Raw genomic sequence first — 1,010 nt, forward strand, 5'->3', positions numbered from 1 at the left:
TTTAATGATTTTAAACAAAGTATCTGTCATGCCCTCAGCAAAGAGCAGACCGCAGATCAGCAGCAGGGCCGGAGAGATCAGCAGCATGTGTTCCGTGGCTAGTCTCAAAATAAGGCCTACTCCAAAGTATTCATCCATCGCTTAAACCTCACTTTCTCGCTCCTGCTGCCGGAGCCTTTTTAGATTTGTTGACTACCCAATACAGTACAAAGATGATGATCGGCACAAGACCGACCGCTACAGCGAATAGCACCCATCCATCCAGCAGCGACAAAAAACTTGTGGCCGTTGCCAATGCTCCCGGCACAGACAGCGGCATATCTACGGACGACATATCCGGAGATATGCTTAACTTGACAGTACGAGGATCGGACTGTGTTGCCCCGACATTGTTAACGGCTTCGACGACATAGGTGTACAGCCTACCTGTGCTTAAATCGGTGTCTGCGTATTGTGTTTGGTCGGCTGTTAATGTCGTTAGCTGCTCACCATCACGATACAAGACATAGCTTGTTGCTCCGGTAGATTCCCAACTTATAACGGCCCGGGAATCCGTTGTAAAAACCTTAATCGTAGGCTTGGACGGCGGCTCCACTACATCTGGTGGCTTTACTAGGGTAACAAAGGTCACCGGGTCACTGGTGATTGATCGGCCAAATAGATCCACGTAAGTCATGACGTAGGTATATGAGGTTTCGGGAGTCAGTCCATGGACGGTTGTTGCTCCACCGCCGAGATTATTACGTACCAACACTCCATCCTGTCGGTAGATGTTGTAAGTCGTCCCTCCAGACGGAGTATCCCAAGTCACGTAGGCAGTGTCCCACTTAGGCGTAACAGCGAAATTAATCTTTACCGGATCTGGCCAACTCTTGGTTTTAAAAGTGTAGGTGTCCGAATCCGTGGAGAGTAGATTACTGTCGGTGACCGTCACTTTTATGTTGTAACTCTGCCCTTGGGTTAAGTTTTTGAATACATAGGATTCGGTTGTTACCTCGTCCTTTTCCACC

At 48.5% G+C, this 1,010-nt stretch carries 1 protein-coding gene; it reads right to left on the minus strand.

The window, feature by feature from the left end; genetic code table 11:
• Nucleotides 1-148: 148 nt before the first annotated feature.
• Nucleotides 149-1,010, minus strand: an 862-nt coding sequence (locus KIH86_RS15540; protein ID WP_223110550.1) for a fibronectin type III domain-containing protein, incomplete at its 5' end; no start/stop codon positions are given.

Origin of the sequence: Paenibacillus sinensis (assembly GCF_019904155.1) — a bacterium.
In the GTDB taxonomy this organism is placed as follows: Bacteria; Bacillota; Bacilli; order Paenibacillales; family Paenibacillaceae; genus Paenibacillus_AQ; species Paenibacillus_AQ sinensis.